Annotated in this window: 9 protein-coding genes and 1 riboswitch; of the genes, 4 read left to right on the top strand and 5 right to left on the bottom strand. The window is 76.1% G+C overall.

The window, feature by feature from the left end:
• Nucleotides 1-39 precede the first annotated feature (39 nt).
• The 4 genes from ABEB06_RS36050 to ABEB06_RS36035 form a co-directional block, all read right to left on the bottom strand.
• Entirely contained in the window at nucleotides 40-3,516 is a 3,477-nt protein-coding gene (locus ABEB06_RS36050; RefSeq protein ID WP_345701148.1) for an AAA family ATPase, read from the bottom strand.
• A gap of 267 nt (nucleotides 3,517-3,783) precedes the next feature.
• A riboswitch (SAM riboswitch) is annotated at nucleotides 3,784-3,896 on the bottom strand.
• A 63-nt stretch (nucleotides 3,897-3,959) separates the two neighbouring features.
• On the bottom strand, nucleotides 3,960-4,577 hold the full coding sequence (locus tag ABEB06_RS36045; RefSeq protein ID WP_345701147.1) for a hypothetical protein: 618 nt from the start codon (nucleotides 4,575-4,577) through the stop codon (nucleotides 3,960-3,962).
• 22 nt (nucleotides 4,578-4,599) lie between these two features.
• On the bottom strand, nucleotides 4,600-4,806 hold the full coding sequence (locus ABEB06_RS36040; protein ID WP_345701146.1) for a DUF1272 domain-containing protein: 207 nt from the start codon (nucleotides 4,804-4,806) through the stop codon (nucleotides 4,600-4,602).
• A 111-nt stretch (nucleotides 4,807-4,917) separates the two neighbouring features.
• A complete protein-coding gene (locus ABEB06_RS36035) occupies nucleotides 4,918-5,478 on the bottom strand; it encodes a TetR family transcriptional regulator (protein WP_345701145.1) in 561 nt (186 codons plus the stop codon).
• 84 nt (nucleotides 5,479-5,562) lie between these two features.
• Between ABEB06_RS36035 and ABEB06_RS36030 the strand changes: the two genes are divergently transcribed.
• Together ABEB06_RS36030 and ABEB06_RS36025 are read left to right on the top strand one after the other, a co-directional pair.
• Nucleotides 5,563-6,435, top strand: a complete 873-nt coding sequence (locus ABEB06_RS36030) for a patatin-like phospholipase family protein (protein WP_345701144.1) — start codon at nucleotides 5,563-5,565, stop codon at nucleotides 6,433-6,435.
• Between the two features lie 31 nt (nucleotides 6,436-6,466).
• Nucleotides 6,467-7,057, top strand: coding sequence for a YdeI/OmpD-associated family protein (locus ABEB06_RS36025; RefSeq protein ID WP_345701143.1), 591 nt, complete (start codon nucleotides 6,467-6,469; stop codon nucleotides 7,055-7,057).
• A gap of 19 nt (nucleotides 7,058-7,076) precedes the next feature.
• Here the strand turns inward: ABEB06_RS36025 and ABEB06_RS36020 are convergent, their stop codons facing one another.
• Nucleotides 7,077-8,438 (bottom strand): aminotransferase-like domain-containing protein, encoded by a 1,362-nt coding sequence (locus ABEB06_RS36020; protein ID WP_345701142.1) that lies wholly within the window; start codon nucleotides 8,436-8,438, stop codon nucleotides 7,077-7,079.
• 76 nt (nucleotides 8,439-8,514) lie between these two features.
• Here ABEB06_RS36020 and ABEB06_RS36015 point away from each other — a divergent pair, with 76 nt between their 5' ends.
• Nucleotides 8,515-9,177, top strand: a complete 663-nt coding sequence (locus ABEB06_RS36015) for a LysE family translocator (protein ID WP_345701141.1) — start codon at nucleotides 8,515-8,517, stop codon at nucleotides 9,175-9,177.
• A 175-nt stretch (nucleotides 9,178-9,352) separates the two neighbouring features.
• Nucleotides 9,353-10,036, top strand: coding sequence for an alpha/beta hydrolase (locus tag ABEB06_RS36010; RefSeq protein ID WP_345701140.1), 684 nt, complete (start codon nucleotides 9,353-9,355; stop codon nucleotides 10,034-10,036).
• The last annotated feature ends 52 nt before the right edge of the window (nucleotides 10,037-10,088 follow it).

Raw genomic sequence — 10,088 nt, 5'->3', positions numbered from 1 at the left:
GTCCCGCAGCGTCCCCCGCCGACCCGTCCCACCGGGCCCCTACGCAACCCCTGTCGTACCCCTAGCCCCGAGTCCGAACGGCACCCCGACCCCGCTCCCGCCCGCCGACGCTCCCGCTCCGCCGTCCGCGCCGCCGACCACCGCCGCCAGGTCCACCCGGCGACGGACCCCCAACTTCCGGTACACCTTGGTCAGATGCTGTTCCACGGTGCTCACCGTGATGAACAGCTTGCGCGCGATGTCCCGGTTCGAGAGTCCGCGGACCGCCAGCTCCACCACCCGCCGCTCGGCGTCCGACAGCCCCTCCGCGGGCGGCCCGGCGGCCGGTCGAGCGCCGGCCGGGGGCTGCGGGGCTCCGGGATGCACGGGAACCGGGTGCGCGACGGCCTGCTGGGCGACCGCCGGAGGAGCGAACGTCTGGTACGCGACGGCCGGATGCGCGAACGCCGGGTGCGCGACGGCCTGAGGCCCGGGCATCGGGGGCGCGGGCGTCTGCGGCTCGACGGCCGGACCGGCCACCACCGCATGGGCCACGGCCGGATGGGCGACCGGGGAATGCACCACCGCCTGCGCGAGTGCCGGGTGAGCGACGGCCGGATGCGCGACAGCCTGAGGCCCGGGCATCGGGGGCGCGGGCGTCTGCGGCTCGACGGCCGGACCGGCCACCACCGCGTGGGCCACGGCCGGATGGGCGACCGGGGAATGCACCACCGCCTGCGCGAGTGCCGGATGCCCAAGTGCCGGATGCACGACGGCCGGGTCGGCGCCCTGCGGGCGGGCGAGCACCGACGGCCCGGCGGCCGGCTGTGCCACCGCGGCCTGCACCAGCGCCGGGACCACCGACAGGGCCGGGCTGCGGCGCAGCCGGCGGTCCGTCAGCCGGGCGCCGCCCGGGTCGCCGTCGGTCCGCTGCGCCTGGCTCAGCTCGGCCAGCGCCCCCGCCAGGTCGGCCTCCGCACCCGCTTCCTCCAGCAGCTCCACCGCCTGCTCCAGCAGCGCGGTCCGCTCCGCCCGCTCCCCCGCCGCCGCCCGGATCCACAGCGCCTGCCCGCGCAGCCGCAGCGGCCCCGCCTCGCCGAGCCGGGCCAGCTGCTGGTCCGCCAGGAACGCGGCCGCCTGCGGCCGGCCCAGCGCGAGCTGCGCCCGGGCCGCGCCCAGCCGCCACGGGGCCATCGCCGGCAGGTGCTCAAGCCCCCAGCGGGCCATGGTGTCGCCGCACGCCCGGTACTCGCCCAGGGCCTCCTTGGCCCGTCCGACCGCCAGCAGGTGCCCGGCCCTGGCGTACCGCAGGTGCAACCCGCCGGGCGTCCGCGCCATGCCGTCCGGTACGGCCAGCTCCAGGAAGCGCGCCGCGTCCTGGTGCAGGCCCAGGGCCGTCCGGGCGGCCACCATCGTGGACAGCGGCAGGCCCACCGCGACGCCCCACGCGTCCGGCGTCACCTGTGCGAACGCCGCCCGCGCCGCCTCGTCGGCGGTCCGCAGGTCGCCCTGGCGCAGGGCCGCCTCCGCCCGCAGCGCGGAGTACAGCGCCTGCCACGGCGTGCCGCAGCGCAGCGTGCCGCGCTCCGACAGCACCCCGCACCAGTGCGCCGCACGGTCGGCCCGGTCCGCGTACAGCAGCACCGTCAGCGCCGCGCTCAGCGCCTCCATGCCCGGGCCCTCGACGCCCCGCTGCCCCGGCCGGCCGTCGCGCAGCAGCGCTTCCGCCCGGACCACCGCCTCGCCGACCGCGACCGTCCCCGCGAGCAGCCCGGCCAGCAGCCGCATCCCGCCGGGCGCCTCGGCCCCACCGGCCGCGCGGGCCGGCAGCAGCGAGGGGTACCAGTACCCCAGCCACGTCCGCAGCCCCGCGCTCGCCCCCGCGTTGCCCGCGCCCGCCTCGAAGCGTTCCAGCGCGGCCACGCCGTCCTCCGCGCGGCCCTGCCAGAACAGGTGCCGGATCTCCTTCAGCTCGTGCCGCAGCGCCCCCGCGCCGTCCCCGACCGTCCCGGGAAGCGACGGCACGCACCGGAAGGCCACCGCGTCCCCGTGCGCCGCTCCCGCCCCGGACACCACGGACGCGTACGCCGCCGGCGCCTCCGTCCCGCGACCCACAGGCGGTCCGGCCGCGTACGCACGAGCGTCACCGGGCACCGCGACAGTCCTCGGCTCGGCGCTCCCACCCACCCGGAGGTCACCGCCACCGCCGTCGCCCGCGCCGTCCGCTGCCACCGGCGGCCCGGCCACCTGCACCGCGGCCACCTGCACCGCGGCCACCTGCACCGCGGCCACGGCGCTCTCCGGCTCCGCCGAGCCGGACGGCAGCTCGTCCTCCCCCGCCGCGCCCGCGTACCACGGCGGCCGCCGGTAGCCCTCGGCCGCGCGGGTGTGCCCGGCGACCGCCCGGGGTTCGGCCCCGGCGGCGCTCAGCAGGCGGGCGGCGCGCTCGTGCAGGCTCGCCAGCTCCTCGGGACGCATCGCGGCGAGCAGGTCCCCGGCGGCGCTGACGTGCCGGAAACCGCCGTCCCGGAACAGCCCGGCCGCGTGCAGCAGGTACAGCGCCCGCGGCAGCGCCTCGGCGGGCAGCAGCAGCAGTTCGGCGAGCAGCGCGGGGCTCGCCGCGGCGCCCAGCACCGCGACGCCCCGGGCGTACCGGAGCGCCAGCGGGTCGATCCGGTGCAGGCAGTGCATCAGTCCGCGCCGGTAGCCCTCGCCGGCCACCAGGTCGGCCGGTGCCCCGGCGCGCTCCTGATCGTCCATCAGCGCGTGGACCAGCAGCGGGTTCCCACCGGTCAGCTCGTGCGCCGCGCGGCCCGTCCGGGCGGCGGCCACGGCCCCGAAGCGCTCCCGGACGAGCTGCTCCACCAGCTCGCGGGAGAGCACGTCCAGTCTGACCTGCCGGTGGTGCGGCTGGCGGGCGAGCTCGACCTCGAAGAAGGGGTTCGGCGGGGTCATCGTCTCGCGCGAGCTGAGCACGGTCAGCACACCGCTGTTCCGGGTCCGGCGGACCAGGTACAGCAGGAACTCCAGCGACTGCGGGTCGGCGTCCTGCCGGTCGTCGACGGCGATCAGCACCGGGCCGCGCGCGGCCAGCCCGCGCACCAGGCCGAACAGCCCTTCCAGCGTGGGCTGTCCGAGCCGCCCCTCCAGCCCTTCCGCGGAGCCCGGCCCGGCGGTCCGGGCCCGCCGTGCGGCCTCCACCGCGCCCTGCGCGAGCAGGGTCTCCGCGGCGGCCTCCTCGGTCGGGTCCAGCGGCGCGCTCTGCAGCAGCTGCCGGGCCAGGCCCAGCGGGAAGTCCCGCTCCAGCGGGGATCCGGTGCCCATCAGTACGGTGGCGCCGCGCTCGGCCGCCACGTCGCTGAAGCTGTACAGCAGTTCACTGCGGCCGCTGCCCACCGACCCGTGCAGGGCGACGACCGTGCCGACGCCGGCCTCGCACCGGTCCAGGGCCTGCGCCAGGTGCCGGTACTCGGCCTCCCGGCCGGCCGGCAGCGTTCTCGGAAGGTCGTGCGACGAACGCACGGGGGCGATGGACATCCGTACTCCTGAAGCAGGCCGCGAGGGAGCGCGGCCGCACGGCGCCCCCTACACGGAAATCGCGAAGTTCATGGTCGGGTCCTCTGTCGGCCCACCGGACGGCACGTCACGCGCCCCGGCCCTCGGCCGACTGTCGTCAACGACACAGCGAACTGGCACGCCTCAGCAGGTCGATGTCGAGCCTCGCCACCAACCGGAGCCCGACCGTGCGACGTCCGACCGCCCCCTGGGCCACGACCTTCTCCATCCCCGCCCCCGAGGGGCACACGACTGCGCTTGCGGCATGACGCCATGCCACCTGGCTTATCCCCGGGGCACCCCACCGCAGTGTGGGGGTTGCCGGTCAGTCGGCCGGGGCCGTGGGACTGACACTCTTCGCCGCGTTCGAGTCTAGGAAGGCGCTGGTCGGCCCGTCAATCCGATCCCGACTCGCGGGACGCCGCTCACTCGTCGAACCACACGACCAGGCGCACGTTGTCGTCACCGTGCCGCGCCGCGAGCGTCTCCATGGCCGTCCACACGGCCTGCCACTCCCCGGTCGCGGTGACGGCGTCCTTGCGCCGGAGGGTCACCGATCGGTAGAGCGTCTCCCCGACGAGCCACTCGCTCCCTTCGGGCCACTGCCGCACCTCGCCCCTCGCGAGTCCGACGGCCTCGGCGAACGCGGGACTCCAGGACGACTTGCCCGTCAGCCGGAACCCGTGCGCGGTCCGGCGGTACTCGTGGAGCCGGCTGTCGGGGCGCTCCGCCCGCTCGTCCCAGTCCACCGCCTTCACCTCGGCCCAGGTGATCCAGGTGGCACCGTGGATGCCGTCCTCGCCGTACCACTCGGTCAGCTGCGCGAACCGCGCGCCCACGCCGGCCGAGACGTCGGCGGGCAGGCCCCGGCCCGCGGCCAGGGGGCGGAAGTTCGCGTAGTTGCGGACGCCGAAGAGACACCCGAACAGGTCGTAGTCGCGGTTCTGATAGAGGGAGTCGAGATCGTGTGCGGTGTTCCAGATCCCTCCCTGACTGTCCTGCGGCGCCCGGTACTCCAGGTGGCCGCTGATATCGGTTCCCATGCCGGACATCATGCCGAGCCGGTCAACTGCTTTCGCCCGCGCCGACCCGGGCCGCCCCGCGGCGGGGGCGGGCGACGAGCTCGCCGCCGCAGTTGGGGCAGACGTCCTGCATGGCCTCGCTGCAGGGCACGCAGAAGGTGCACTCGTACGTGCAGATGCGGGCCGGCGAGGTCTCGGTCAGTTCGGCGACCTCGCAGCGTTCGCAGCGGTCGCGCATCTCCAGGGCCATGACGGTCTCCGTTCCGTGGTTCGAACATCCATGATCGACTCCACGGACCTCCGCCCGGAAGCGCCGCCAGTGACACCTTTCGTCGAGATCCCGCCACCCCGACCTGCGCCGTCACGGCCGCAGGAGCCTGCAGAAGCGGTCCAGCGCCCGGTCGGTGCGGTCGCGGTCGCCGGTGTTGGCGAGGTCGAACAGCAGGCCCCGGACGACGGCCATGACCAGTGTCGGCGTGACGGTGTCGTCGGGGCCGGTGGTGACGCCGCGCAGCGCGGTGCCGAGGGTGCCGAACCAGCCGGTGATCGCCTCGGCCCGGTCCGGGTAGTTCTCGGGGTGGACGAGGCCGTCGGCGTGCACCTCGAAGAACAGCCGGACGAACGGGGCGCGCTCCGGTGCGCTGATCCAGGCCCAGATCCCGCGCAGGTGCTCCTCCGGGGTGGCCGCCTCCGCCGGGAGGCACTCGGCCATCCGGCTCGCGCCGCGGCGGCGGGCCTCGGCGAGGACGGCGGCGACCAGTTCCTGTTTGCTGCCGAAGTCGTAGAGGAGCATCCGCGGGCTGGTGTCGAGGGCGGCAGCGAGCGGGCGCAGGCTCAGCCCGGCGAGGCCGTGCGCCAGGACGTAGTCGGTGGCCCGCGCCAGCGTCGTCGCGCGCCGCGCGGGGTCAGGGGGTCGCCCCACGGTCGATCGTCCCTCCTTCCGAGCGCATCTGATGCCGCATCAGTATATGGTACGACTGTTTCACCAACGGGGAGGGAGACAGTCGTGCACGCACCCGAGAGGGCACCTGACCGGGCACTCGTCCTGGGCGCCGGAGGTCTCGTGGGCACGGCCTGGACCGCCGGGCTGGCCCGCGGACTGCGCGACCGGGGAGTGGATCTCGCCGAGGCCGACCTGTTCGTCGGCACCTCGGCCGGCGCGATCGTCGCCGCGCTGCTGGCCACCGGCCAGGACCCCGCCCGGCTCGCCGCCCCGGCACGCCCCGCCGGAACCGCTGGAACCACCGGAACCGCAGCCGCCCCTCCCCGGGTGGACGGGCGCCGACTGGGCGAGGTCTTCGCCGAACTCGGCAACGCCGCCGCCGACCCGGACGGCGCCCGGCGCCGGGTCGGCCGGATCGCCCTCGCCGCCGACACCGGCCCCGAGCGGGCCCACGTCACCCGGATGCACGCCATGGTCGGCACCGACGCCTGGCCGGACCGGCCGCTGCTCGTCCCGGCGACGGACGCCGAGACCGGCGAGCAGGTGGTCCTGGACCGCACGAGCGGCGCGCCGCTCGCCTCCGCCGTGGCAGCGGGCACGGCCTTCCCCGGCATCTACCCGCCGATCACCGTGGACGGCCGCCGCTACCTGGACGGCGCGCTGCACTCCGCCACCAACGCCCGCCTCGCGGCCGGAGCCCGCACGCTCGTCGTCGTCGACCCGCAGGCGCACCTGTTCCCCCGCACGCTGCTCGACCGGGAACTCGCCCTCGCCGCAGCGCACACCGCGGTGACCGTCGAGCCCGATCCGGCCTCCCTGCGCGCCTTCGGCCCCGACCTCAACGACCGGTCGGCCTGGGAACCCGCCTACCACGCGGGTCTCCACCAGGCCGCCGACGCCGCCGAGCGGCTCCGCCCCGCCTGGCGCGCGCCCTGACCGGGTCCGCCCGCGGCGCTAGCCTGGCCGGATGGAGAGCAGCGAGACGATCGCCGGGGTCGAGGTCCTGCCGTTCGCGGACGAGCAGGCGTTCACGGAGTGGCTGAGCGGCCATCACACCCGCACCGAGGGGGTGTGGTTGAAGCTGGCGAAGAAGGGCAGCGGGATCCCGTCGCTGACCAGTGACCAGGCGGTCGACGTGGGGCTGTGCTTCGGCTGGATCTCCGGGCAGCGACGGGGGCTCGACGAGCGGTACTACCTGCAGAAGTACGTGCCGCGCCGGCCGGGCAGCCTGTGGTCGCAGGTCAATGTCGAGAAGGTGGCGGTGCTCACCGCGGAGGGCCGGATGCGCGAGCCGGGCCTGGCCGAGGTCCGCCGGGCGCAGGCGGACGGGCGCTGGGAGCGCGCGTACGAGTCGCAGCGCACCGCGACCGTGCCCGAGGACCTCGCCGCCGCGCTGGCGGCCGACCCGGACGCCGACCGCGCCTTCCGGGCGCTCGACCGCACCGGCCGCTACCTGGCGGTCCTGCCGCTGCTCCGGGCGCCGACGGACCGGGCCCGGCAGGCCCGCCTGGAACGCACGGTCTCCCGCCTCGCCGACGAGGGCCGCACCGGCTCGTAGGCCTTCCCCCGCCCGGCCGTCAGTCGAGCAGGTCCTCCGGCGTGCCGCGGGCCACCCGGGCGAGGGTGTCGAGCGCCTGCGTCAGGAGGGGCAGCGGCGGCGAGGCGAGGCCGACCCGGACCGCGGACGGTGTGGAGCGGGTGTCGACGGCGAAGGCGGCGCCGGGGGTGACGGCGATGCCCTGGCGCGCGGCGGCGGCGACGAAGGTCTCGGCACGCCAGGCCGCCGGCAGCTCCCACCAGAGGTAGTACGAGCAGGGGTCGGCGCGCAGCGTCTGGCCGGCCAGGCTGCGGCGCGCGAGCAGTTGGCGTTCCGTGGCGTCGGCGCGCTTGGCGGCCTCGACCGCGCCGACCGTGCCGTCGGCGATCCAGCGGACGGCCGCTTCCAGGGCGAATCCGCTGGGTGCCGATCCGCCGGAGCGCATGGCGGCCCCGACGGCGGCCCGGTGCGCGGCGGGTACGACGGCGAAGCCGGTGGTGAGGCCGGGGGCGAGGCGTTTGGAGAGGCTGTCGACGAGGACGGTCCGTTCCGGTGCGAGCGCCGCCAGCGGCGGGGAGCCCGGCCGCAGGAAGGACCAGATCGCGTCCTCGACCACCGGGAGGTCGAGGCGGCGCAGTTCGGCGGCCAGCGCTTCCCGCCGCTCGGCCGGCAGGGTGGCGCCGAGCGGGTTCTGGATCCGCGGCTGCAGGTAGAGGGCGTGGAGCGGCGTGGCCCGGTGGACGGTCGCGAGGGCATCCGGCAGCAGGCCGTCCTCGTCCGTGGGCAGCGGGACGAGCGTGATGCCGAGGCGCTGCGCGACCGCCTTGACCACGGGGTAGGTGAGCGCTTCGACGCCCAGCCGCCGGCCGGGCGGGACGAGTGCGGACAGGGCCGCGGCGACGGCCTGGCGGCCGTTGGCGGCGAACAGGATCTCGTCGGGGGTCGCGCTCCACGGCGGCCCGGACCCCGCGCCGCCGGTGCCCGGGGCGAGGGCTGCGAACGCCTCCCGAGCGGCGGCCGTGCCCGCGGCGCCGACCGGACGGAGGGCGGCGTCGAGCGCGTCGGCCCGCAGCATGGGCCCCAGCGCGGCGGCGAGCAGCGCGGACTGCTCGGGGACGACCGGATAGTTGAGTTCCAGGTCCACGGGCGCGGCGGCCGGTTCGGCGAGGGCCACCGGTGTGCCGGGCTCGCCGCCGCCCGCCCGGACGAAGGTGCCGCGCCCGACCTCGCCGACCACCAGGCCGCGCCGGACCAGTTCGCGGTAGACGCGGCCCGCGGTCGATCCGGCGATGCGGCGGCCGCGGGCGAAGGCGCGCTGCGTGGGGAGCTGTTCGCCGGGGCGCAGGCGTCCGTCGGCGATGGAGGCGGCGATCTCGTCCGCGATCGCGCGGTAGTCGTCCATCAGCGCATTCCTCCCGATTGCACCGAGTGCAAAGTCATCATTGCACCGAGCGCGCATCGGCGCCTAGCCTCGGCGCATGGACGCACTCACCTCCGCCGTCGACGCGCAGGCCGTACTCGGGATCGCCGCCGTGGCGACGGGCATGGTGCTCTCGCCCGGGCCCAACATGATCTACCTGGTCTCCCGCTCGATCACCCAGGGACGCCGGGCCGGGCTGCTCTCGCTGACCGGTGTCGCCGCCGGCTTCCTGGTCTACCTCGCCGCCGTCACCGCGGGCATCACCGCGGTCTTCGCGCTCGTCCCGCTCCTCTACACCGCGGTCAAGCTGGCCGGCGCGGCGTACCTGCTCCGGCTCGCCTGGCAGGCCGTCAGGCCCGGCGGCACCGCGGTCTTCGCCCCGCAGCAGCTTCCGCAGGACCCGCCGCGCCGCCTGGTCGCCATGGGCTTCCTGACCTGCCTGCTCAACCCGAAGATCGCCATCATGTACGTCTCCCTGCTGCCGCAGTTCGTCCGCCCGGAGCGCGGGCACGTCGCGGAGCAGAGCCTCGTCCTCGGGCTGACGCAGATCGCCATCGCCGTCACCGTGAACGGTCTGATCGCGATGAGTGCGGGCACCGTCGCCGGCTTCCTCGCCCGCCGCCCCGCCTGGCTCCGCGTCCAGCGCTACGCGATGGGCACCGTCCTCGCGGGCATCGCCGTCCGCATCGCCACCGACCGCGCCAAGGCCGTCGCCGCCTGACAGGAGGTGCCACCACGCCTCCCGCGGAGGTCCGTCGCCCCTGACCCGGAGTCAGGCCGACCGGCTCCCGTTGGTAGCGTGACGTGGCTGGTGGTGGGGCGGATCGGGGGGTGTCGCGGTGGCCGCGGAGGTTGTCGTCAGGACGGGGCTCAGGTACGGGGCCTCGGGCAAGCTCATGGACGTCTACCAACCCGCGGGCGCGTCGGAGCCGGTGCCCGCGGTGCTGCTCTGGCACGGCCGGGGCCCCGACGAACGGGACGTCCTCGCCCCGGTCGCCCGCGCCGCGGCGGAGCTGGGAGTCGTCGTCCTGGTGCCGGACTGGCGTCCCGACGCCCCGGACGGAGGGCGGACCCACCTTCGGGAGTCGGCCGACTTCGCACGGCAGGACGTGGCCCGTTTCGGCGGCGATCCCCGGCGGATCGTGCTCGCCGGTTGGTCGTTGGGCGGCAAGGCCGCGGTGGGTGTCGCCCTGAATCCCGCCGCGTTCCGCGGCTGGAGGCCGCGGGCCGTCGCGGGAATCGCCGGCGGGTACGGATCGGCGGCACCGACCACCGGCACCGTACCGCTCGACGACCTCCGTCCGGGCGGCATCCCGGTGCCGCCGATACCGGTGTGGCTGGTGCACGGCACTGCCGATCCGGTGGTGGACGTCGAGCGTTCACGCGAGTTGCGAACGGCCCTCGAGGACCGGGGCTGGCCGGTGTCCCTGGACGAGGTCGCGACCGATCACGCCGGCGTCATCATGACCGAGTTCGTCGCCGAGCACGGCCGCTGCCTGCCCAGCACCGCCGATCACGCCGCGGCGGCGGGGTCGCGGACCGCCCGCCTCCTCGCCCGTGCCGCCGGAATCACCGTGTGAGTGCTTGCCGGTCAGGCTGGACGGACCGGGCGTGCGGGCCTCAGCCGCCCCC

Source organism: Kitasatospora terrestris, from assembly GCF_039542905.1.
Taxonomy (GTDB): Bacteria; Actinomycetota; Actinomycetes; order Streptomycetales; family Streptomycetaceae; genus Kitasatospora; species Kitasatospora terrestris.
Note: the sequence above shows the minus strand (reverse complement) of the source record. Positions and strands in the feature narration are given on the sequence as shown.